Consider the following 23,718-nt stretch of genomic DNA (forward strand, 5'->3'; position numbering starts at 1 on the left):
CCCGCGGGGTGAAATAGTGGACGTCAAAGCACATAGCTGTGGTTCGCGGATATCGGTCGGCTGGCCCCCCGCCCGTCGGTGCCGGTCGCCGCCGGGCCTGCCGAGGGGGTGACGCCGTGGATGACGCGCAGCCGCACGAGCCGACGGCGCCCCAGGCGGGCCAGCCGGCTGACGCCGGAAAGCTGTCGGACCGGGACGACCGGGTGCTGCGGTTCGAGCGGCGGACCTGGCGGTATCCGGCGGCCAAGGACGAGGCGATCCGCACGGAGTTCGGCTTCTCTCCCGCGCGCTATTACCAGCTGTTGAACGCGCTGATCGAGTCCCCGGCCGCGCTGGCCGCCGAGCCCGTGCTGGTCGGTCGGCTCTCGCGGCTGCGGGCGGCGCGCCGCCAGGGCTGGTCCCCGGCCGCGAGCGTCTCCGTCGGCTCGGGTCGCGCTCCGTCCGGCGGCGCTCTTACCCCGTCCAGCCCGTCCCCCGACGGGGACCGGGCCGCGACGATCACGACTACCTCCGTCAGAGCCAGCCAGGCCGCGGCCAGCCCTGCGGCCCAGGACGACGAGCCGAACGACGACACCGGGACCGACGTCGTCGAGCCCTACCCGACGGACCCGGCATGAGCGGGCCCGGCTCCACCACCACCGCGGCCCGCTCCCCCGCCTCGCCGTCGCCTCGCCGCCCGACCGGCAACAGCAGGCTGCGGGCCCTGGGCGCCGCGCTGATCGCCGTGCTCGCCGTCGGCGTCGGCATTCTGCTGGTCAACCTGCTGCACAACCCGAAGTCGGGGGCACAGCCGCCCACCGCGAGCCGCGTCTCGACCGCCGCGCCGGTCACGTCCTCGGCGCCTCGACCCACGGCGGGCGCCCACCCAACCAGCGCGACGTCGTCGGCCCGGCCCAGCTCGCCCGCGTCCTCGCCGCGCGCGACCACCCAGCCGCCGGCCGGCGCCGGCGCCGTGGCCCCGGTCGTGATCCTCAACGACTCCAAGGTCGACGGTCTCGCTGACGCCGCCAGCGGCCCGGTGAAGGCCGCGGGCTTCACGGTCGACCGGGTCGGGGGCTACGTCAGCACCTACAACGTGCCGGTCACCACCGTCTTCTACGAGGACGACCTCAAGGCCGCGGCCCAGAACCTCCAGCAGCGGGTTACCGGCATCGTCAAGATCGAGCCGATCACCGGCACCGACATCAAGCTCTACGAACCGGGCAAGCTGATCCTCGTCGTCACCCGCGACTTCCCCACCCCGGCTCCGTAGCGCGCCTCCGGTGGATCCAGGCCGTGGCGAGTCATACCTGGCGGCCGGAAACCGCCGGGATTCCGAACCGCGGCGCAAGACGCGACGCGCGTGCCGCCAGAAGGCTCGGCATGGGCTCCGGGACAGGTCCGGCCGGGGTGGGGTGTGGGTCGGCCGCGACGCACCGTCAGCGGACCGCGCCGCGGCGCGGTCCGGTGGTCGCCGGATCCGAGGCCACCGGCACACTGGACCCATGGACGCCTGCCTGTTGGCCGCCGAGGCCGCGTCGTGACGGCCAGCCCTGCCCCCGCCCCACGAATCCCACCCGCCTCCGCGCCGGCCCTCGGCGCCACAGACCCGCCCGATTCGGCCCCCACTCCGGGATTCGGCCTGCCGGGCGGCGCAGCCCTCGCGGCGCTGATCACGGCGCCCGGGCACGCCCTCGTCGCGCTGGACTACGACGGGACGCTCGCGCCGATCATGCCCAGGCCGATGGACGCCGCGCCCGCTCCCGGCGCGGTCGACGCGCTGCGCGCGCTCGCCAGCCGGGTCGGCACCCTCGCGATCATCACCGGCCGGCCGGTGGACGCACTGCTGGAGCTGACCGGTCTCCCGACCGCCGGCGCGGGCGAGGACGGGTTGGCGAACCTCACGATCCTCGGCCAGTACGGGCTGCAACGCTGGGAAGGCGCGACCGGCGACACGGTCAGCCCCGAGCCCCTGCCCGGCGTCGCCGCGGTCCGGGCCCGGCTGCCCGAGGTGCTGCGCGACGCCCCGCCCGGCGTCACGGTCGAGGACAAGGGCCAGGCCCTGGTGATCCACGTCCGGCGCGCCGCCGACCCCGACGCGGCGCTCGGCGCGCTGGCCCCCGCGCTGCGCCGGCTCGCCGAGGAGCACGGCCTGGAGGCGGCGCCCGGCAAGAAGGTCCTGGAGCTGCGCCCGCCGAACCACGACAAGGGCCGGGCCCTGCTCGAACTGGTCGACGAGCGCTCCGCCCGGTCGGTGCTGATGGCCGGCGACGATCTCGGCGACCTGCCCGCCTTCGACGCCGTCGAGGCGCTGCGGTCCACCGGCATCGCCGGCCTCACGGTCTGCAGCGACGGCCCCGAGGTTCCCCCGGCGCTGCGGGAGCGCGCGGACCTGGTCGTCGACGGCCCAGCCGGCATCGTCGCCCTGCTCCAGGTCCTCGCCGCGCGCATCGGCTGACCACGCCGACAGCGCAGGGCCAGCCTCCGACGACGGGTGCCCCCAGCCGGGCGATCAGGACGGACCGGTCGCCCGGCGGGCGGTCCGTCAACCGTCCGCCTGGCGGGGATCGTCAGCTGTGCAGCACGACCTCGGCCGGTGGCGCGGGCAGGGCGGCGAGCTGCTCGCGAAACCAGTCGCCGGGTGGCAGCCGGCCGGCCAGCGCGGCGATCCGGTCGGCCCGCCGGCGGCGCTCGGCCGGCGGCATCCGCAGGGCCGCGTCCATCGCCTCGGCGGTCTCCGTGACGTCATACGGGTTGACGACCAGCGCGTCCGCGCCCAGCTCGGCGTAGGCGCCGGCCTCCCGGGACAGGATCAGGGCCACGTCCCGGTCGGAGACCGTCGGGCCCTCCTTGGCGATCAGGTTCATCCCGTCGCGGATCGGGTTGACCACCAGCACGTCGGCCAGCGTCAGCGCGGCCAGCGAGCGCGGGTAGTCGTCCGTCACCTCCAGGCGCAGCGGCAGCCAGCCGTCGGTGGCGAACTCGTCCTCGATCTCGGTGGCGATTCGCTGCACCGCGGCGGTGTACTCCCGGTACTCGGGCAGATCGTGCCGGGACGGGTAGGCGCAGACCAGGTGCATGACCCGGCCGCGCCAGTCCGGATGGTTGCGCAGCAGCTCCCGGTAGGCGTCCAGGCCGCGGACGATGTTCTTCGACAGCTCGGTGCGGTCGACGCGAACGATCAGGCGCCGGTCGCCGACCTCCTCGCGCAGCTCGGCGGCGCGCGCCGCCACGTCCTTCGCCGCGGCCCGCGCCCGCAGCGCCGGGGCGTCGACCCCGAGCGGGTGGACGCCGATCCGGACCCGGTGACCCTGCTGGTCCGGGTCACCGACGGGCAGCGGCCGCTCGTCAAAGGACTGGCCGAGCGCCAACCCGCCTGTCAGGGCCGTCGGCGGGGCCATCGGTCCCGGGGTGGGCACCAGGTCGAGACCGCCGTCCAGCACGCAGGTCTCGACACCGTCGATCTCGACCTCGTCGCCGAGGAGGACACGAGCACAGTCCCGGAACGCCGTCGCCCAGCGAGCGGTGAGGAAGCCGAGCCGGTCGGCCCCGAGCATGCCGCCGATCACGGCCCGGGACACCCGGTCCGGCAGGATCCGGAAGTAGTCCGGCGGCGCCCAAGGCGTGTGGGTGAAGTGCGAGATCCGCAGGTCCGGGCGCAGCTTGCGCAGCAGGCCCGGGACCAGCGTCAGGTGATAGTCCTGGATCAGGACGGCAGCGCCGTGGGCCGCGTCGAGGGCCAACGCCTCGGCGAACATCGCGTTGTAGGCCTCGTAGGCCTCCCAGTCGCGCCAGAACGCGGCCCCGAAGCTCGGCTCGCTGGCCGGGGCGAACAGCAGGTGCAGCACGAACCACAACGTGCGGTTGGCGACCCCGTTGTAGGCGCGGTCGAAGACGACCCGGTCCACGTCGAGCATCCGGATCGCGGCGCCGCCGGTGTCGAAACCGGCCCGATCGAGCCGGCCGGCCGGTGCCACCCGGACCGCCCGCCGGTCCGCGTCCGACAGCGCCGCGCACACCCAGACGATGCCGGACGGCGGATCTTCGGGGTCGGTCTCACCGCCGTCGGCGGCGTCCCCCTGCCCGGCCGCGGCCGCCGCCGCCGCGTCCCGGATCACCTCCTGCATTCCGCTCACCAGGCCGCCGCTGCCCCGCCGGGCCAGCAGCGCGCCGGAATCGGAAAGGGAGAACGCGACCGGGCCTCGGTTCGAGGCGACCAGCACCCGTGCGGTGCCGGCGGCCGCCGGATCGGGCCCCGCCAGCACGGCTCGGGTCAGGTTTGGCACACAGGGCAGAGTAGACCTGTTGACCGCGTCACATGACCAGGTCGGCGCCGATCGGCCCGGGCAAAAATCCGACTCCGGTCGCCGACCGACCGAGGCCGGTCAACCGCCGCGGGCAACATCCAGACCACGGCCCCGGCGGACCGTCAGGACGTAGCCGCCGCAGGCGCCCGGCCGGCCACGGCGGCGCGGATGGCACTGGCCCAGCCGAGGGTGACCGCCTCCTTCTCTACGACGACGTTGTCGTAGGAAGTGAGCAGGGTGGGGATGTCCGGGTGCCGCAGGGCGTTGGCGACCAGGTGCATCCGGCCGACGAAGCGGGCCATCGTCAGGTCGCTCGCCGAGTCGCCGATCGCGATCGCGTCCGCCGGGTCGATGCGGCGCCGCTTGAGGTCCCAGGCGACGGCCTCGCCCTTGCCGACCCCCTCGGGTACCAGGTGGTAGACGTGCGGGTTCACGCCCAGGTTCGGCATGTGCTGGGGAGCGATCAGCCCGTTGTCGCGCATCGAGAGCCAGTCGAAGCCGGCGTCGCGCAGCCAGGCGTCGGCGGTCGCTACGTCGATCTTGCCGCGCAGCATCACGTCGAGCTCGCGGCCGGTGTGCCACGGGGTGTGCAGTTCGAGCCGGCCGGGGTTGGCGGCGATCAGCTCGTGCAGCAGCTCCTCGGGCACCTGCGCGTAGCTCTCCGGCATCGCGCCGCGCAGGATCTCGCTGCTGCGGCCGTGGTCCCAGCCGACGATCGCGCCGAGCTCGCCGATGAAGCCGTCGGCCCCGAAGATCGCCGCCGCCTCGACCAGCTGCGGCCTGGTCCGGCCGCTGACCAGCACGAGTGTCAGGCCGGCGGCATGCAGGTCGACGAGCGCCTGCGCGGCCTCGAGGGTGTGAGAGCCGTCCTCCGCGACGAAGAACGAGCCTTTCGGGCCGACCATGGTTCCGTCGAGATCGGTGTAGACGGCACGGATGCTCACGCGCGTGGCTCCTCCTGGCGGCCGGGTGCCGCGCGATCAGCTCATCCGCCGCGCGGTGTCCGGCCTGGTCCCTGCAACGTTCCAGCGACCCCGAGTCTTTCCGAAGTCGGGTCCCGGGGGACTCCATCATCGGGTCCTGAGCCACCTCGAACGCCGCCCGGACGGGCAGTGGGACGCAAGCCGCATCACACCCTGTGCGCCCAAAAGGACGATGCGCGGGGGGGTGGCGGCGGTCTACAGTACGGACACACAACTGAACATGGCTCATCCAGAGGGGCAGAGGGAACGGCCCAGTGAAGCCCCGGCAACCGAGCGGATGAGCCTGCTCGCTGATCCCTTCGGGAATCAGCTTCGCCACAGCCGCGATGCCTGCCCGGGGGCGACCCCCGGACCCCCGGTGTCGCGCTTCGCGCGACCTAGGTGGTTCTGACCGATGTGGTCAGTTGCGTCCGACCAAGCTGGTCAGACGATCATCTCCTAGGCGCGGCCCAGTCTTTGGGGGGCGGTTGACGGCAGGCTCCCCGCGGCAGGTGCCAATTCCGACCCGAGGTGCCACCGCCGGCCCCGGGAAAGATGAGGAGATCAGCGATGACTCTTGCGCCCGAGCGCGCCGCCCAGTCGGGCTCTACGACCGATGACGCGAACCCTGCGGTCTCGCTTTCCTGTCGCCACTGCGGCGCGATCTACCCGCTTGGCCCGCAACACGTGTGTTTCGAGTGTTTCGCACCGCTGGAAATCGCCTACGACGAGGACCGGCTGCGCCGGGTGACCCGCGCGTCCATCGAGGCCGGTCCGCAGAACCTCTGGCGCTACGTCGGCCTGCTGCCCGCCGGCCACGACCCGGCCCGTCGGGTATCCCTCGGCGCCGGCTTCACCCCGCTGCGTCCGGCGCCCCGGCTGGCCGCCGAGCTGGGCATGAAGACCCTCTGGGTCAAGGATGACAGCGCGAACCCGACGCACTCGTTCAAGGACAGGGTCGTCTCCGTCGCGCTGTCCGCCGCCCGCGACCTGGGCTTCACCACCGTCGCGTGTGCTTCTACCGGCAACCTCGCGCATTCGGTCGCCGCGCACTCCGCCCACGCGGGCCTGCGCTCGATCGTCCTCGTCCCGCACGACCTGGAGGACGGCAAGACCGTCTCCACCGCCGTCTACGGTGGCACCCTGGTCGCGATCAAGGGCAACTACGACGACGTCAACAAGCTGTGCAGCCAGCTGGCCGACGAGTACGAGTGGGCGTTCGTCAACGTCAACGTCCGCCCGTTCTACGCCGAGGGCTCGAAGACGCTCGGCTACGAGGTCGCCGAGCAGCTCGGCTGGCGCCTGCCCGCGCAGGTGGTCATCCCGATCGCGTCCGGCTCGCTGCTGACCAAGGTCGACAAGGCGTTCCGCGAGCTGGGCAAGCTCGGCCTGGTCGAGCCGACGCCGTACAAGGTCTTCGGCGCCCAGGCCGCCGGCTGCAACCCGGTCGCGGCGGCCTTCGAGCGCGGCGTCGACACGGTCTCCCCCGTCCGCCCGTCGACGATCGCCAAGTCGCTCTCGATCGGCAACCCGGCCGACGGCCCGTACGCGCTCGACGTCGCCCGCCGCACCGGCGGCGCGATCACCGACGTCACCGACGACGAGATCATCGAGGGCATGCGCCTGCTCGCCCGCACCGAGGGCATCTTCGGCGAGACCGCCGGCGGCGTGACCGTCGCGAACCTGCGCCGCCAGCTGCGCGAGGGCCTGCTCGACCCCGACGCCGAGACCGTCATCTACAACACAGGCGACGGCCTGAAGACCCTCGACCCCCTGGTCGGCATCGCCGGCCCCACCGCGACGATCCCCCCCACGTTGTCCGCCTTCGAGGCCGCGGGCCTCGGGGACGACTGAGACCAGATCGCTGTACGGCCTCGCGGCGGTCGTGGGAACGCCCAATCGCGACCGTCCGCCGGCCGAGACAACGATCAAGGATCGGCCAAGGGGCCTGCTCCAATATCGATCGGATGCTGACCAGCCCTCGCCTGTCCCCAGGTTCCCCTGCGCAACGAGTGATCAAGGCGGCCTGGCTCCCCATCGGGACGCCTTGATCACTCGTTGCGCAGCCAAAACGGCGCCGCATGCCCCAATTTGTCCTCTCTTTATTCCTGCGCAGTTCTCGATCAAGGCGTCGCAGCCTGCCCAGCCGGCCGGATGATCAGCGTCTGCGCAGGCAAGTCGGCGCCTCGAATCGGCCGGGACCGCGCCGGTGAGCCAGCGGGGTCTGGTCAAGCCGGGAGACCGGGCGGTGTCCCGTGGTCAAGACGTACCGGCTGAGAAGCTCGCGGGAGGAGTCGCCAACAGGGCAGCCAGCTGGGCGACGATCCAGCCGGGCCGGTGCTCCACATAAGCGCGGCCGGGGGAAACTGAGCGCGTACAAGGGAATCTGGCCGACGAGTCCGGTGACCTGGGCGACGGGCTCACCCGGGCTGAGTCCGAAGAAGCTCGGCGAGCCCCTCACGGGCTACGAAGGTCCGTTGAGACGGCGGTCTTCACCGCGGACGGCGCTGCCCTGGCCACCGCGGGCGACGACAGGAAGATCCGCCTTTGGGACCTGTCCACGAGATCGCACCCGCGAGCGACCCGGTGAAGGCTGCCTGCGCACGCGCCGGTGGCGGGCTCGATCAGGCGGCATGGTCGCGGTATGCGCCGGGCATCCCCTATCGGCCCACCTGCCACTGACTCGCCGGTCTTCGGCAGACTCTCGTTCCCCGCGTCGGCATCGCCGGCGCCACCGCGATGATGCCGGCGCGGCGGCCTCGCGACCGTCTCAGCGCAGAAGCTGCGATCCGCGGCCGGCACGGCGAACACGCCAGTCGACGTGATCGCTGATTTCGCCCTCCAGTGGTCGCTACCCAGGCCTGATCACAACCACCAGAGGGCCAAACTCGCGATCATGGGCCCCTCGACGCCTACCCCTACGAGGCTTTGACTGCGGTAGGCGGGTCGACATCCCCAATCAACCGAGGTGCCCCCGGCGCGCCGGGCGAGGGCGGCGATCGCGGCGTCCGGAGATCCTGGCCAACTGGTCGACGGCCCAGGTTGCGGGACGGCAAACGCCTGGCAACCAGCGGCCGGGGCCAGCGGGCGGGACGGTCCCGGGGCTCGCCTGCACGGGGAGCGAGCTTGCACTCACCCATGCCGAGTGCTAAACAGGGGACTGGCACTCAGGTAAGCTGAGTGCCAGCAGGCTGAAACGACGAGGTCACGATCAGGGACGCCTTGCTCGTTGCCCCCAGGGGCAATTTCGCAGGGTTCCCGCGTCATGCCGACCCAGGGGGGCGACCCCCTGGAACCCACGGTGCGCTCGCTTGCGCGAGCGCCGGGGGTTCCCCAGGGATGCCTGGGAGGTCTGTGCGCCCGCTTGCGCGGGTGCTCGTGCGCGGGTCGTGGCGTGATCGTCCGTCGCGGGCGTCGTTGTGGCCAGGCCATCACACTGCCATATCCCTGTGGGAGGACTCCGACACCATGCCGAAGATCATTGCCTTCGATGAGGAGGCGCGGCGCGGCCTGGAGCGCGGCATGAACCAGCTGGCCGACGCCGTCAAGGTCACGCTTGGTCCGAAGGGCCGCAACGTCGTTCTGGAGAAGAAGTGGGGCGTACCCACGATCACCAACGACGGTGTCTCCATCGCCAAGGAGATCGAGCTCGAGGACCCGTTCGAGAAGATCGGTGCCGAGCTCGTCAAGGAAGTCGCCAAGAAGACCAACGACGTCGCGGGTGACGGCACCACCACCGCGACGATCCTGGCTCAGGCTCTGGTCCGCGAGGGGCTGCGCAACGTCGCCGCCGGCGCGAACCCGCTCGGCCTGAAGAAGGGCATCGAGATCGCCGTCGAGAGCGTCTCCGAGGAGCTCTCGAAGCAGGCGAAGGAGATCGAGACCAAGGAGCAGATCGCCTCCACGGCGTCGATCTCCGCGGGCGACCCGGCCATCGGCGCGCTGATCGCCGAGGCGCTCGACAAGGTCGGCAAGGAAGGCGTCGTCACCGTCGAGGAGAGCAACACCTTCGGCCTGGAGCTTGAGCTCACCGAGGGCATGCGCTTCGACAAGGGCTACATCTCGCCGTACTTCGTCACGGACGCCGACCGTCAGGAGGCCGTCCTCGACGACCCGTACATCCTGATCGTCAACTCCAAGATCGCGGCGGTCAAGGACCTGCTCCCGCTGCTGGAGAAGGTCATGCAGGCCAGCAAGCCGCTGGTCATCATCTCCGAGGACGTGGAGGGCGAGGCCCTCGCCACCCTCGTCGTCAACAAGATCCGTGGCACCTTCAAGTCCGTCGCCGTCAAGGCCCCGGGCTTCGGTGACCGTCGCAAGGCCATGCTGGGCGACATCGCGATCCTGACCGGCGGCCAGGTCATCTCCGAGGACGTCGGCCTCAAGCTGGAGTCGACCTCGATCGACCTGCTCGGCAAGGCCCGCAAGGTCGTCGTCACCAAGGACGAGACGACGATCGTCGAGGGCTCTGGCGACCCGGACCAGATCGCCGGCCGCGTCTCGCAGATCCGCAACGAGATCGACAAGTCCGACTCGGACTACGACCGCGAGAAGCTCCAGGAGCGCCTCGCCAAGCTCGCCGGCGGCGTCGCCGTCGTCAAGGTGGGCGCGGCGACCGAGGTCGAGCTCAAGGAGAAGAAGCACCGCATCGAGGACGCCGTCTCCAACGCGAAGGCGGCCGTCGAAGAGGGCATCGTCGCCGGCGGTGGCGTGGCCCTGCTTCAGGCCTCGGTCAGCGCGTTCGACAAGCTCGACCTGACCGGCGACGAGGCCACCGGGGCGAACATCGTCCGGCTCGCGCTCGAGGCGCCGATCAAGCAGATCGCGTTCAACAGCGGTCTCGAGGGCGGTGTCGTGGTCGACAAGGTGCGCAACCTGCCGATCGGTCACGGCCTGAACGCGGCCACCGGTGAGTACGTCGACATGCTGGCCACCGGCATCATCGACCCGGCGAAGGTCACCCGCTCGGCGCTGCAGAACGCCGCGTCGATCGCCGGCCTCTTCCTCACCACCGAGGCCGTCATCGCCGACAAGCCCGAGAAGAACCCGGCCCCGGCCATGCCGGGCGGCGGGGACATGGACTTCTGACAGGGGCTCACCCTGCTCAGTGGCCTTCGGCCACTTTCGCCACGGCCTGTCAGACGATATCTGCTCCGGGGGGCGCCCCCCGGAGACCCCCGAATCCGAATGTCTCGCTTCGCGCGACGAAGGGGTAGCTGCCCAACAGCGGTAGACGTCGGAGTGGGCTAGGCGTAGGAGTTCGTTGCACGTCAGGAGGGGCGGTCCCGAATCGGGGCCGCCCCTTCGTGCTGCCCGGCACCCAGCGCCCGTAGCCCGGGGCGGGCCGGGGAAGCCCGAAGGCCGCCGCTCGAAAGGCTAGCTAGGCCCCATCGTTAGAAGTAGCAGCGTGTGAGGGCCACCGGCGCAGTCGCGCCAGCAGCGGTCGAACGGAACTGGATGGTCCAGACCGGTCCGGAACGGTCCGGGAACCCGAAAGCCTCGCCGTGCGGGCAGGTGTAGGTCGGCACCTGCGCCGAACCGTCGTCCGGAGACCGCGAGTCGGCGAGGCACAGATCGCCGGTCGCGAGCTGGATCGAGGCCGGCGCCGGGTCCCGCGCGGTCGGGCCGTGGTCCGGCGGTGCAGGCGGCGTGTCCGTCCGCCGCAACGGTGTCACCAGATCGATCCGAGTCAGCTCTCGCTCGCCCGGATATCCGCACAGCACAGAGTCAATGGGTTCGGCGGTCGGGACGGCCGGCACCCAGCAGGGGTCGTGCACCTGTGCGCTCTGATCGAGGCACCGGATCGCGTCAGCTCGCCCCGTCGTCCAGGCCGGCGGGGTGCACGCGCCGTGCAGCCCATGGCCCGGCGCGGTCGCCGTCAGACCGGGGGCCGGCGACTCCGCCTCTAGCGCGGTCAGGCCACCGCCCGTCAGGTAGGCGGACCACGTCTGCGCGACGGTGGGGCTGGAGGCGTCGGGATTCGATGATTCCGGCGGCCCGTCAGGGATTTTGCCGCCGCCGGGAGTGGTAGGACCGCCTGGGCCCGCGAGCCCGGGGGCGGCCGAGCCGTCGGAGGTCGGGATCTGGGACGTCCCCGACCGGTGCGACCACACGGGGATCATCAGCACGCTGGCCAAGGCGACGACCGAGATGCCGAGAAGGGCGAGCAGGCCCCGCACCCCATCCCGGGTCAGGCGCGGCCAGGACATCCGCCAGCGCCAGGAGCGAGCCGGTGGTTCCACCTGACGAAGCTCAGGAAGGGGCCAATGCTCGGTGGCCAGGGGCGCGAGCGCATCGGCCGGGCCGCCAGCCACCAGGCCTTGGAAATCCTGGAGGCCGACCAGGGTGCGCACGAGGTCACGGGCCAGCGGGCGGCGGTCCGCGTCTCGATGCAACGCGTGCTCGACGAGCGGCCGGATAGCCGCGGGAACTCCGGTCAGCCGCGGCGAGGCGTCCTTCGAGCGATGCCAGTCCGCGTCGAACGGCGCCTTTCCCACCGCCGCGTAGACGACCGTGCAGGCCCAGGCATACACGTCCATCGCCTCGGTCGGCCGGCCGCCGCGCAGCGCCTCCGGGCTCATGTACGCAGGAGCGCCCATCCAACCGTCGCCGCGCGCTGCCGGGCCGAGGTCCGGAGCGTAGCCGATGCCGAAGTCGACGAGCTTCACGCCGCCACGGGTCAGCATCACGTTGGACGGCTTGACGTCCCGGTGACAGACGCCCACTTCGTGGATGGCGTCCAAGGCCTGGGCCAGTAGCGCTGCCAGGACCAGCACGGCCGGCCGGGACAGGCGGCTCGTGCGTCGTACGTAGTCGCGGAGGTTCTCGCCCACCACATACTCGGTGGCGAGATAGAGCTCCTCATGCCGGGTCGGCGTGGCGACCAGCGACGCCACATAGCGGCTACTGATCCGCCCAGCCAGGTCGATCTCAGCCCGGAACCGCTCCTGGAACCGCCGGTCCCGGGCGTACTCCTCGTTGATCACCTTGACCGCCGCGAAGCTGCGCCCACGCCGGCCGAGGTAGACGACCCCCATTCCGCCTTGACCGATCAGATCGACCACGCGGAACGGACCAATCCGCGGCGGCATCGCCGCCCGGCGGTCCTGTACCATCCGTCAGCCCCCGTAGCTCCGGATCAGGTAAAGGCCACGACTCCGATGACGAAACCGACGACCACGCCGATCGATATTAGGAAAACGGCCACGTTGGGTAGCCCGCCGAGAGTCTCGCTTGCCCATTCGAGTGCTCTCTGGCCACCGGGAGCCGTAAAAATCTGTCGCAGGCGGCGCTCGGCGACCGCGATATCCCTCTCGATAGCTGGGGAAACCATGCTCTCGCTTTCGAGTACCTGGTACAGCGCGTTCAACAGCTGACTGGTGACCATGAAGGCGACCAGAGAGGAGTCCGCGCCCGTCCGTGCTCGCCCGGTAGGATGCTGGCCGAGCAGGATGAGCCGCGTCCCATTCAGGATGTCACCCAGCAGACCTCTCATGCGTGCTTGAAACTCGTTAATCAGTTTTTCCAGGACGAAAGTGCTGACGGCCTCGGTCACTCGATTTCGGGCCAGCTCGGTCAGGGCGGAGCGCACCGCCTGGTCCAGCACCGCCGTGTGGTCCTCCATCCCGGTCGCCCGGGGAAGCTCGGGCAGCGCACCGCCGAAAAGCTGCGTGTTCGTGACCGCGAGAAGATCACCGACATCCGCGCGGGTTAGGAACAGACTGCGCCGCACCGTGTCGATAACGGCAATATACGCGTCCCAAGGCGACACACGGTCATGCAGCCTTCTCTCCACCAACTCGCGGAGATGGGCGTCACAGGAGGCCTGAAAGGCGGGCGCGACGCCGTACCTGAGTCCGTCCCGGAGCTGTTTCCGCTCATTTTCTCCGGGTCGCGCCACACTGGTCTGAACCTCTGGTCTTACGGTCGTTATCTTCTCCGCCAGATCGCCGTAAGTGGACTTGAACTCGCCCTCGACGTCCCTGATGAGGTTCCGAGCCTCATCCTGGGTCTGGTCAATCTTCGCGACGATCTGGAGGCGAAACGTGCTGACCTCGCCGGCAAGGACCTGCGTGGCGTTCTCGCCGTCCGCCAGCTGCTGGTGCACGTTCTGCAGCAGTTCGTGGGTCGCCGCAGTCTGCTGTTTCAGGTCGTCCAGCGCCGCGACCGCTGCCGGTGACACGTCGTTCGGCGCGGCCAGCTCCGTGGCGCGCAGGTCGACGGCCTTCTGCAGCTCGACGGCGGTCTTGTAGGCCCTGTTGTTGCGGCTCGACAGCTCCAGGCAGAACTCCCGCCAGACTGCGGCGCGCATCGACGCAGTCCGCGGGCACTCCCGAAAGGCCCGCTCGAATCTCACCCTGACGTTGTCCAGCTCGCCCCGCTCATCCGGCGCCCGCAGCTCTACCGGCCACGGCGGGAGGGCGGTCTCCAACGCGCTCAGAAGGAGCGTGGGCGAGGGCGTACTTCCCGCCGAACCGTCATCGTGACTGGCTGGCGCGGCGAGGTTCAGCATTGCTCGGCTCGCGGCCCAGATCAGATCATCAAGATCGTCCGTGTTCGCCGCGTTGCGGACGAGGCCGGTCACCGACGGATTCACCGCAGCGATGTACTCCACCAGGGAGCTGATTGGGATCTTCGGCGACCCCTTTGGGCCGGCCGGCGTCGGCAGCTCCTTCGGAGTCATCGCCGGCGGCAGGACATCGTCGTCGTCAGGCAACGCGGCACCGACCTGCTTGACCAGGTTGGCGAGCTCCTGTTTGGCCGCCTCGGGCTTGGACCCCTGGTAAAGCTCGACGAGCCGTCGCGCCAGAACCTTGAGGTCCTCGCTCTGCGTGTCGAACCAGGCGGCGTCCAGCCGGGTGACCGCGCCGGTTGAGGGGCTGTCGACGACGGCGAAGTAGTCGGTGCTGAAGACGAAACGCGGCGCGGTGTCGAACGGCGCGGAGCCGGTCAGGTCCGCCGCGAAGCTCCAGTCTCCGTACACGTCCCGGGCCCGTTCCCCGCTGGCCGGGTCCGCATCCGATGCGCCGGGCGCCCCAGCGCCGCCGGAATCCGGCGCGGCACTGGCATCGTGGATATCGCCGGCGGCGGTGATGTCGCCAGCAATCGCGTGCAGGTCCCGCATCAGCGCGTAGCTCTGGAGCGCGTAGACGTCGGGGACGATCGCGACCCGCCGGGCCGGGTCCGGCCCCCGCAGCAGCAGCCACCCGAGCAGGCGCTCCAACGCCACGGTCCACTCGGCGGTTGACCAACGGAACTGCTCCGCCGTCGACGGGGGCAAGCTGACGCCGGCGAGCCGGCTGAGTGGCACTGTCTCCCGGTCCCAGCCCTTCGCGACCCGCGGATCGCTGAACGAACCGTCAATCCACCAGCGCCAGTTCACCAGCGACAGCGCCCGGTCGAGCGTTAGGACATCGACCGGGCCGATCAGCAGGTGACCGATTGCGGACTGATGGTTGTCGTTGCGCATCCAACGCGCGGCCACAGCCGCCATGCCGGGCGCGTCCACCGGGCGCAGGTAGCAGAGGCTCAGGTGCCGCCCGGACGACTTGGGGTCAGCCCAGGCACCGGCCCGCCTGACCCAGGCGTTCAGCCCGGACGAGATGCCGAGGTCCGGGTTGGTCACCGGCAGGGAGGTCGCGACCGGCCCGAAGTCATACCCGTACTTCAGGTTCGTCTCGCCGCCGGTCGGGAGCCAGCGATAGATCACCTGGTGCAACTCGGGATCAGAAATAACCATGTCAGCTGCCCACCTTGGCCTGGCTGTTGTCCCCCAGCATTCCCGCCATCGCGAATACGGCCAGCAACGGGTCGAGGACCCGGACTGGCCGAACGCCCCGGCGGAACGCCGCGTCGGCCGGTTCCACCAGCGCGGAGCCGGCGGCCGACGCGAAGTGCAGCGTGATCCGGTCGAAGTAGTCTACAGGGTCGAGCGAGCCCAAGAAGCCATGCGCATACAGGTAGGAGTAAGCATCCGTCGACTCCGCCTCGATCGCGTCCGTGTCGACACTGTCAAAGGGCCGGAACGCGGCCAGGTCCTCGCGGCGCATCCAGCGCATCACCGGCTCGTCGAACCGACGCTCGTCCGCCTTCGCTAGCACGACGGCCGCCGGCAGCTCGGGCCCTGGACTCAGCTTGCTGCCACTGCGTACGTCCAGCCTGGCCAAACTGACCTGGAACGTGTCGTCATCGCCGGGCGGCGCATCACTCGAGCGGCCAATATCGACGACGAACAGGAGCGCATCGACCGCGAACATGAAGTCGACCGCCTTCATGTTCTCGTCACGCAGGCTGTTTCCGTTCACGTCATAAAAGACAACCGTCCGCCTGCTGTTTCCCCGTCGCACCTGAAAGACATCGACGTGGTCGACCGGCTGGCCATCTCGCGTCACTGTGCCAACCAGACGCTTGCCGTCCCGGAGCAGCGGTTTCACCGATGCCTCCATGAGCCGGCGGTGGCGTTGTGGCTCCAGCCATTTGATTTCGATGCCGAGTGGCTGTAGCTGCTTGCTGTCGAGCGCGCCAATCATGGCCGAGAGCAGGTGGGTCTTACCTTTCTGCGTGCCTCCGACAAATCCGATGACCAGCGGCGGGCCGTACGTCGAATACTCGCTCGGCCAGTAATGCGGCCAGCTAGCACCGGGGCACTTCTTCCAGGAGAAGCGGGCGTCGAAGTCCTGGCGGAGCTTCGGTACGCCGGGTTGGTCCGCGATGAGTTGGTAGTCCCCGTTCTCGTCGATGTAGTACTGATCGGTCTCGTTTTCCAGGTCGACCATGGATAGACATTTCGGACACATCACCGTCGTCACGGCAGGCCTCCCGTCGACGTCGGGCGGCGTTTGGCGGCCCGGATCGCTCTGAAACGCACCGCGCCCTCGTCAAGACGGTCGTCGGCCAGGGAAGGCCGGGGCAGGTCGCGACGGTCGAAGAAGTCATAGTCGATAGTCAGGTCCTGCATGATCCGTCTGATCTCCGGACGATCCTTCGGGCGGTCGCGGAAAACGCCGTCGAGTGTGTCGGCGAGCCCAGCCCGCAGCAGCCGCGGGTCCGGCGCGCCCGGCCGCCCGGCCAGGCGCTGCGGGTCGAAGACGTGCACCAGCACCCGGCCGGCGCTCCACAGGTCCTCGGCCGGGTCGGCGATGTATCGCGGAGCCCGCGCCTCCGGTGCGGCCCATTCCGAGTCGGGCGCGGCCAGCGCCGGCTCCCCGGTGAGGCGGCCGAACCTGAAGTTGACCAGCTGAACGGTCGAGCCGTTCCACAGCACCCGGCGCGGGGCGATGGCCCGGTGCACCACGTCGGCCGCCTCTAGCACGCTGAGACAGCGGAGCAGGTTCTGCTGAAACGGCCGGATCTCCTCGAGCAGCTGCTGGCTGGCCGGCTTGACAACGTTGCTTCCCCGCAGCTGGCGCACCAGGAGGAAGGGCGCCTCGCTTTCGACGTCGTATCCCACCAGCTCGCTCAGCTGCGGAGGGTAGGCGCCCCGAAGGACGCGCGCCAGGTGCAGCCCGATCTGCAGCTCGTTGAACAGCGGAGCGCAGGCGTCGAGCGTCGCCGCGGGCGCCGGCACCATCTTCTGGATCAACCGGTCGTGATTCGGGTCGAACCGATCCAACGGGTCGAGCGGCGCGAGGACCCGCGCGACGTCCGCCGCACCCGCCGAGGCCGGTACCGCACGCTCGACGCGCGCGCTGAGGGTTTCGCGTCCACCGGACGGCGTCCGGTAACTGATCTTGACGGGCGGTCCCGATGCCGCGAACGACGACGGAGCATTGCGGTTGGGGTCACGCAGGCCGGCGGTGTAGGAAGGGTGCGCGCCGGTCCCTCGGGAGGAGTCGCGGCCGGGCCGGCCACCGTCCGTGGGGACGTCGTAGCCCGAGCTGGTCTGCCCGTAGCCCGGATCCGGTGGGCCGTAGCCGGGGTCGTCGAGCCCGGTCACGACGTCCTGCCCACCGACGAGCGCACCGTTCCGCTGGTCATCCGGACCAGCCGCAGCACCCCGGCGACCTGACCGCCGTCGGTCCAGGCCAGGTCGGCAGGTCCCTTCCGAGGGCCAGTCCGCGAGCCAAGCCGCTGTAACGCGGGACGGGCCGCACGCGGGGCGAAGCGGATGAGTTCACCGCGCTCCGGATCGGCGTCCACGAAGCGGAGATCTCTGATCGTGTTCAGCTGCAAGATGTTCCCATCGTCGACCCCGGCGCTCATGACATCCACGAACTGGCGGGACTCCAGCCAGACCGACTCGAGCAGGGCGGCCCGGTCGGCGGTGTCCCGGCCGAAGGCCGGCGTCTGGTGCACACCGAGCCGGCGCAGGTGGAAGTAGTAGCTGTCGAAGGTCCGCTCAGTGCGCCGCCCGGCCGACCGGGTCGGCGCGTCCAGGAAGTCCCGGCCGAGCTCCTTCCAACAGGGGTCGAGCACGCTCACAGCCAGCTCGACCAGGTCGGTGTGGATGACGCCGACGACCTCGCCGGCCGCGTCGCGCAGCCGCTCGGCGACCTCGCCCTCGATCCCCGGGACCGGGGGCGCCTCGGGGGACTCCTCAGCGACGAGCGCCTGCGCCGCGTCGTACAGGGTGGTGGCGATCTCCCGCAACACCGTGACCGTGGTGTCGGCGATGCCGTAGGCGGCCAGCCGCCGGTCGGCGAGGATCCACTCGGTGAAGGCGACCTCCTGCACCAGCTCGCCAACGACGGCCAACATCGCGTAGGCCTCGTCGAAGTCCGGCACCCAGCGGCGGATCGCGCGCCGCCAGGCCACGAACGGCCACAGCAGCACGATGACGACGCCGATCACCAGCGCGGCCAGGCTGTACCCGCCCGACAGCCAGTCGAACGTATGAGCAGCCTCCCACCCACCGGCAGCGCCGAGCAGGGCCGCGAAGATCAGAACCAGCAGGTCGGGCATGCCGCTGCCGTCCCGGTCGACCCGACGGGCGAGACCGAGGACGATCCCGCCAATGGTCACCGCCACAACGGCGGCCAGCGCGACACCGATCTCGACGACCGCCCCGAGCAGCCCGGGCAGCGGCCGCCACTGGCCTACGAACGCGGCGCCGAGAAGGCCAGGCGCCACCGCGCTCAGCCCATACAGCGGCAGGTGCACGTCGGCACTGACGTCGAGGCGGTCCAGCGCGTCGTCCGAGCAGGCGGCGCGCAGGTCCTCGACTCGGGCCGCGCTGCCGCGCGGCAGCAGCCCCTCCGCCACCGCCTCGACCCAGCCGGCGATCTGCCCCAGCGGGAAGCCGCGGCGCAGGCCGGTCTCGACCATCGTCCGCAGCGCGGCCGACACCTTCGGTGAGTCCAGGCCCGTCGGAGGCGCCGGCGAAATGCCCAGCTCGGCGAGCCGGCGCTTCTCCTCGACGTCGAGGCCGTGGCTGCCGTCAACGGCCTCGAACTCCTCGGTGAGGCTGCCGCGTAGCTCGGCCAACGTCACGGCCGCCTCATGGGCCCGGTCGCCGACGACCCGGCCGAGGCGTCGCGAGCGCAGCAGCGTGCGCGGCGCGAGCATCCCGGAGACGGTCGAGGCCGCCTCGTCGATCGCCGCCCGGACCTCCCGCAGCGCGACGCCGATGGACCCGTCGGCCGCCGGCACGCCGACGTCGGCCGGCCGCGCGGCCGGGATGCCGAGCAGCATCGGCAACGGCTCGCGCAGCAGGTCAGCCGGCCCGTATGGGCTGGTCACGAGGGCCGCCGCCTGGCTGGCCTCCACCGTCGGATCACCGGCCGCGCTGGCCAGACCATTGGAATCGACGATCGATGGCCTGGCCTGGGGGCGGCCCCGGGACTCGTCGCGCTCGGCACTGGTCAACAGCCCGGCAGCCGTGCGCAGCGCCTCGACGTACAGGGCGTCGGCGATCCGGCCGGTCACGACCCGCAGGCCGGGAGCGGCCGTGGCCTCTCCCATCCCCGCGACGCGGCGCGCGACCTGGTCGAAGACCTCCGGCTGGCGCAAGGCGTCCAGCAGCGCGCTGAGCAGGCCGCGCTCGACCAGTGACTCGTCGTCCGGGTCGAGCGCGACGACCTCGCCCGGGCGACGGTCGCCCATCATCCAGGGAACGCCGATCAGGCTGCTAACCCACAGCGTCACGACCGGTGCCCGCAGCTCGTAGGGCTTCACGAGCACGACCCCGTCCGGCAGCTGCCGGACCCGCCGCGGCGGTCGCGGCGCATTGGCGGGGTCGTCGGGGTCGTCGGCGCGGGCGGTGGGCGGGACGTAGCCGTCTCGGCCGGGCCGGGTGCCCTGGTACGGAGTCGCTGCCGCATCGGGCTCCCGCTCCAACCCCACCGCCGAGCCGGCGATTCTCGCGCGGAAGGCGGCTCCGCCCCGGCCTTCCCTGCCGGAGCCCGCACCGGCGCCGCCGGTATCGCCGGCGTCGCCGTCACTGGCGACGTAGCCCGCGAGCCCATCGGCGTCGTCCAGGTCGGAGCTGTCCACATCGCCGAGGCCCGCGTCTTCGCCGGTGCTCTCGCCGCCACGGCGGTCGAAGCCGGGGACGTCAGCGGGGCGAAGGCTGTGGCCGCCGCGAGCCGGGCCCGAGCCGTAGGCGGCTGCTGGACCATAGCTGGACCATGGCCCCTTGTCGCGTGGCCCTTTGTCGAGCGTGACGACGCGTCCCGCCGACGCGTCGTCACCCTCGTCATCCAGCCCAAGATCGTAATCGGGCGGCTCGGCGGCAGCGTCACGGCCGGCGGCCGGCATGCCCAGCCGGCCGGGAGGCCGGACCTCTCCCGGGCCCCGGGCCGGCCGGCTTCCCCAGGAGCCATCTGGCCCGCGCGGGGAATCGGCGTTCGCGCGCTCGTCAGGCGATGCCGAACGTCCAGGCGCCGCCGTGCCCCACCCTTGGCCGCTGCGGGTCGCCCCGGTCCTGGAACCGGTCGCGCGCCAGCCGGTGCCATCTTTGCCTGCCTCGCGCCAGCCGGCGTCGTCCCGCCCGGACCTCGTCGCGTGGTCGGCGCCGGGGCCAGCCGGCGGAGCGGTGTAGTCGACGTGGCCCGGCGAATCCGGAGCTGGCTCCGCCTCGGCCAGTACGAGGCAGACCACGGTCGGGTTCGCGTCGGCGTTGATAATTTTCGCCAGGCCCTCGGCGTGCGTGATCAGGTCCTCGCCGCGGTCGATGACGAGAACCCGGCTGACCTCGCCCCGCGAGACGTCAAGGCCACGCAACAGCTCTCGGCGCAGCGCGTCGAAGTCCGAGCCCATGACCCGCTCGTAGTGCTCGCGCAGGTCGATCTCGAGCACCGTGGGGAAGGCCCGCCGCTCGCTCACGCGCCCAGGTCCTGTGGGTCGTATCCTTCCCCGCCGGCAAGGTCCGTCGACGCCCTCTCATGAGGGTTGAACATCTGGTAGAGCTGGCGCAATGAGTCGCGAGCCGGCCGCCGCGCCGTCTCGAACCGCATGTCGAGCGCTGCCGGCATCGTCCGAGTCCAGAACTGGTCGGACTCGCCTGCCCACTGCGCCCTCCCGTTCGGGCCCTCGAGCTTGCCGATCAGCGCCTTCTCGGTGCCCGCGAGGCGGAAGAGCTCTTCGAACAGCGCGGCGGGGCGGCGCGGCGTCCCCAGGATGTCGGTCGGCACCATGCGCATCAGGTGGCCGCAGAAGTCCCGGCGGTTGTCGTCGTCGTCCTCGAAGACCCACTGCTCGTAGGCCCGCGGGAGGCTGGCCCACGAGGACATCGCCTGCAGCGGCTGGAGCGGCAGCGTCATCGAGCTCATGTGCCGGTCGGGGCCGAGGGTCACGACCAGCCGGCTGGGCGACTTGGCGCCGCCACTGGTCGTGATCTGCCCGTTCCAGGCGGCGCAGAGGAAGTGGTGCAGGATGCGGACTCGGTCGGCTTCCGTCGTCGCGAGCCAGGTGAAGTCGTAGCCCAACCGCTGCCGCCACCGCAGGAAGTCCTCCCGCTGCTCGTTCCCGACCGCGTCGGACCAGTGCCGGAGCACCTCCCGGACTTCGGGCACCTCGTTGATGCTCATCGAGGTGCGCAGCTGGGTGACGGTAATCGCCTCCGCGGCGACCGCCCGAAAGTCGGCCGACATGTTCGTCTCCGCGGGCAGCCGCATCCGGTCGCGCAGGAACCGTTCGATCGTCGGGTCCTTCGCCTTCGCGGGGTAGGAGATGAGTACCCGCAGGTTCCCCGAGCCCTGCGGGGTGAAGCCCTGCGGAATGAGCCCGTGAATCTTAGCCTCGAACTGCCGGACCTCGGGCAGCTGCGCGTTGCCGGGGCCGCGCCCCGCCGCGTTCGCGAGCAGGCTCGCCATGGACGGCAGCAGCGGGTTCGCGCCGCGGGCGCTGGTGTCGGTGAACAGGCCCTTCACCGCCTCCTTGAGGCGTTCCCGGGCCACGGAGACCGCAGCCTTCATACCGTCCCGCTGAGCCGCCTCCCAGACCCGGCGCCAGCCGTCCGGGCCAATCAGCCACAGGACCACGTCTCCCTCGGTCGCACGCGCGTTGCTCGCCAGCTGCCGGACCAGCCGGTCAAGCGTCGCCTGGTAGAACGCATCGAGGTCCCGTTGGCTCGGCAGGAGGTAGGTGACTCCGGCACGGGGCCGGTACAGCTCGGCCCGGCGCGCCTCGAACGCATCCTGCTCGTCACGCGCGTGCTCGTCGAACGCGTTGACCACCGTGGCGACCTGGCCGACGGTCGCCTCGAGGGCCTGCCGCCACTGGCTGGCCGACTCCGCCCAGGCCGCCTGCCAGGCCGACCGGGTGCGCCACTCGTACCAGGCATCCTGGTCGGCAATGAGGTTCTGCACCGGACCGTCGGCCCAGCGCATCTTGCCCATGCCGAAGCGACGGTCCCGCAGGTGGGCCAGCGCCGGCGGCCCGACGGTGATCCCGGCGGGCCGGATCGGCTCCTGCTGCCGCGACTCCAGGTCTGCGACAACCCCGCCCCGGTCGATCTCGTCATCGATGTAGCGGCTGCCGGCGAGCACCCGGTAGAGGCGGAAGATATCGATCTCGCCGAGCAGGCTCTGCACGGCGCGCCAAGGGTCGAACCGGCCGACCAGGACCGGCATCTGGCGGCGCAGCCGCTCCTCCAGGGCCATGACCTTGTTCTCCAGGGTCTGACTGCGGGCGCTCAGCTCGTGCGAGATGGCGTCCGCACCGCGGGCTGGCTCGGCCTCGTCGAACGGCAGCGGCCGGCTCGTCCGCAGCTCCTCCAGGTTCGCCGCGCCGAGGAATGCATCGATCAGATGCTCGTTGCCTTCGGCGTTGTCCCGGGTCGGCTGGTTGAGCTCCCGGAAGGCGCGGCCCAGCAGGCGATGGGCAATGATGTCCGCGAGGTCATCGACCGGCACCGACATGGCCGCGACCAAGCTGGTCGACACGCCGCGCAGGCCGATCCCGGACTCGGCCCGGGTGCCCCGGACCACGCCATGGTTGATGAAGTCCTCGGCGAAGGACATGTTCAGCCGCTCGCCGACCTCGCCGCCGGTGTCGGTGCCGGTGCTGACCAGCGACAGGACGAACGACGAGACCGAGCGGTGCAGGTCGTCCCGGTCAATCGCCGCGCTGCCACTGAACAGGAACGCGGTCTGGATCGTCAGCGGGTCGAGGATGAGGGCCTGCCCGCGCCCCGGGTAGCGGATCCCGTCGCCGCGCGGCCCGAGGCCGAGCTCGGGGTCCTCGGACGCCCCGTTCTGGGCGTCGATCAGGCGGAACAGGTCCAGCAGCGCGGGCGCCGCGTTGAGCTTCGCCCGCCGGCCGCCGCCCTTGTCCTCCTGGAAGGCGGACGGCATGACGACCAGCGGGTAGATGTGAGCTCGATACCCTTGCCGGTACAGCGCGTCCCCTACGAGGCAGAGATAGTCGTAGAAGATGCCGGCGCCGGTGCCGCCGGCGACCGAGAACGCGACGAAGACGTCGCAGTCGTTGCTGAGCCGCCCGCCGAGCTCGGACAGCTCGTCACCGGAGTTGCTGATGGCGCGGATCGCGTCGGTCAGCGGTTCCTCGGCCGGCGCCAGGCCATGCCGGAAGGTCTCGAACAGTGCCGCGCGCCCGACTGTCGGCAGCTGGCCCGCGCCCCGCACCAGCGGCGCGATGTGCGGCTCACCCGACGGGGGGGGCAGCCAGTCGCGGACCTGGTCGGTCGCGTTGGTGCGCAGGCTCTGCGCGACCCGCTGGTAGGTGTTGAAGCGCGGCACCAGGTCGCGGGTCAACCGCTGGGTTCGGCTGACTGCGATCTCATGTTCCTTCGACGGCACGACGGCCGTCCGCAGCCGGCTCAGCTCGCTTGCGTTCAGGTCCGCGTAGACGAACTGAGTGCACGCCGGCAGCTGGTACGGAAGATAGCCACGGCCAGACAAGCGCGAGATCAGCGCGCGGCCGTCCGGCCCGCAGAACTCCTCGCGCAGCCGCCGCTCCAGTTCGGTGCCCACCATGCAGCCGGTGCCACCCAGCCCGACGAACATCATCGGCTGGTAGATGTCCATCAACGGTCGCTCGCTTCCTCAAAGAATGATGGCCGGCCGCCCCGC

At 71.0% G+C, this 23,718-nt stretch carries 13 protein-coding genes and 1 riboswitch; of the genes, 5 read left to right on the forward strand and 8 right to left on the reverse strand.

The genetic code is table 11. The features are described from left to right. The first annotated feature begins 116 nt into the window (after positions 1 to 116). The 3 genes from I6A60_RS41240 (at position 117) to otsB (ending at position 2,437) form a co-directional block, all read left to right on the forward strand. Positions 117 to 617, forward strand: coding sequence for a DUF3263 domain-containing protein (locus tag I6A60_RS41240; protein ID WP_307873511.1), 501 nt, complete (start codon positions 117 to 119; stop codon positions 615 to 617). Beyond that, the gene (locus I6A60_RS03710) at positions 614 to 1,252 is read left to right on the forward strand and encodes a LytR C-terminal domain-containing protein (protein ID WP_203022858.1); all 639 of its coding nucleotides are present in this window, start codon (positions 614 to 616) and stop codon (positions 1,250 to 1,252) included. The genes I6A60_RS41240 and I6A60_RS03710 overlap by 4 nt, the downstream gene beginning before the upstream one ends. Positions 1,253 to 1,519: 267 nt before the next feature. Then, a complete protein-coding gene (gene otsB, locus I6A60_RS03715) occupies positions 1,520 to 2,437 on the forward strand; it encodes a trehalose-phosphatase (protein ID WP_203022857.1) in 918 nt (305 codons plus the stop codon). 112 nt (positions 2,438 to 2,549) lie between these two features. Here otsB and I6A60_RS03720 read toward each other — a convergent pair whose 3' ends face one another. Continuing rightward, a complete protein-coding gene (locus I6A60_RS03720; RefSeq protein ID WP_203022867.1) occupies positions 2,550 to 4,202 on the reverse strand; it encodes a trehalose-6-phosphate synthase in 1,653 nt (550 codons plus the stop codon). Between the two features lie 206 nt (positions 4,203 to 4,408). After that, complete coding sequence (locus I6A60_RS03725) at positions 4,409 to 5,230, reverse strand: HAD-IIB family hydrolase (protein ID WP_203022856.1); 822 nt, start codon at positions 5,228 to 5,230, stop codon at positions 4,409 to 4,411. Positions 5,231 to 5,491: 261 nt separating this feature from the next. After that, positions 5,492 to 5,553, forward strand: a riboswitch (SAM riboswitch). A 265-nt stretch (positions 5,554 to 5,818) separates the two neighbouring features. Between I6A60_RS03725 and thrC the strand changes: the two genes are divergently transcribed. Both thrC and groL read left to right on the forward strand, forming a co-directional pair. Next, complete coding sequence (gene thrC / locus I6A60_RS03730) at positions 5,819 to 7,102, forward strand: threonine synthase (RefSeq protein WP_203022855.1); 1,284 nt, start codon at positions 5,819 to 5,821, stop codon at positions 7,100 to 7,102. Positions 7,103 to 8,716: 1,614 nt separating this feature from the next. Continuing rightward, positions 8,717 to 10,336 (forward strand): chaperonin GroEL, encoded by a 1,620-nt coding sequence (groL, locus tag I6A60_RS03735; RefSeq protein ID WP_203022854.1) that lies wholly within the window; start codon positions 8,717 to 8,719, stop codon positions 10,334 to 10,336. Positions 10,337 to 10,641: 305 nt separating this feature from the next. On the opposite strand, the gene I6A60_RS03740 is transcribed toward groL, so the two are convergent. From I6A60_RS03740 to I6A60_RS03765, 6 genes are read right to left on the reverse strand one after another with little or no spacing between them, the layout of a single operon-like run. Next, positions 10,642 to 12,363: a serine/threonine-protein kinase gene (locus I6A60_RS03740; protein ID WP_307873512.1), complete on the reverse strand. Its 1,722-nt coding sequence runs from the start codon at positions 12,361 to 12,363 to the stop codon at positions 10,642 to 10,644. Between the two features lie 23 nt (positions 12,364 to 12,386). Continuing rightward, positions 12,387 to 14,987: a hypothetical protein gene (locus I6A60_RS03745; RefSeq protein ID WP_203055556.1), complete on the reverse strand. Its 2,601-nt coding sequence runs from the start codon at positions 14,985 to 14,987 to the stop codon at positions 12,387 to 12,389. Between the two features lies 1 nt (position 14,988). Continuing rightward, entirely contained in the window at positions 14,989 to 16,056 is a 1,068-nt protein-coding gene (locus tag I6A60_RS03750) for a hypothetical protein (protein ID WP_203022851.1), read from the reverse strand. Continuing rightward, positions 16,053 to 17,183 (reverse strand): hypothetical protein, encoded by a 1,131-nt coding sequence (locus I6A60_RS03755; protein WP_203022850.1) that lies wholly within the window; start codon positions 17,181 to 17,183, stop codon positions 16,053 to 16,055. Before I6A60_RS03755 ends, I6A60_RS03750 begins: the two co-directional genes overlap by 4 nt. Continuing rightward, positions 17,180 to 20,509: a hypothetical protein gene (locus I6A60_RS03760; protein WP_203022849.1), complete on the reverse strand. Its 3,330-nt coding sequence runs from the start codon at positions 20,507 to 20,509 to the stop codon at positions 17,180 to 17,182. Before I6A60_RS03760 ends, I6A60_RS03755 begins: the two co-directional genes overlap by 4 nt. Next, the gene (locus tag I6A60_RS03765; RefSeq protein WP_203022848.1) at positions 20,506 to 23,673 is read right to left on the reverse strand and encodes a tubulin-like doman-containing protein; all 3,168 of its coding nucleotides are present in this window, start codon (positions 23,671 to 23,673) and stop codon (positions 20,506 to 20,508) included. Before I6A60_RS03765 ends, I6A60_RS03760 begins: the two co-directional genes overlap by 4 nt. Positions 23,674 to 23,718 lie beyond the last annotated feature (45 nt).

This window comes from Frankia sp. AgB1.9, from assembly GCF_016786355.1.
GTDB lineage: Bacteria > Actinomycetota > Actinomycetes > Frankiales > Frankiaceae > Pseudofrankia.